The 220-nt window shown below is 35.0% G+C and carries 1 pseudogene; it reads right to left on the reverse strand.

The annotated features are described in order from the left end of the window. Positions 1–220 (reverse strand): annotated as a pseudogene (locus RFW85_RS00025) (hypothetical protein); the annotation flags it as partial.

The following is a 220-nucleotide window of genomic DNA, read 5'->3' on the forward strand; positions in this document are numbered from 1 at the left end:
AAATCAGTGAGGCGAAATTCAGCCAAAGATTCCAGATTCTTAACTTCAAAACTATATTCGGCAGCATGTACTCCAGTAGAACCATCAGTTCCAAATAGGCCAATTTTTAAAAAGCCATTTTCCATTGTGATTGTTGAATTATGAAATGGTTTAGTCACTTTTAAAGTAGTATGATCAATTCCGCTTCCATCTTCTCCACAAATCATGTCTTTTATTGGAG

The sequence above is a fragment of the Acinetobacter sp. 12966 genome (genome assembly GCF_031196995.1).
Taxonomy (GTDB): Bacteria; Pseudomonadota; Gammaproteobacteria; order Pseudomonadales; family Moraxellaceae; genus Acinetobacter; species Acinetobacter geminorum.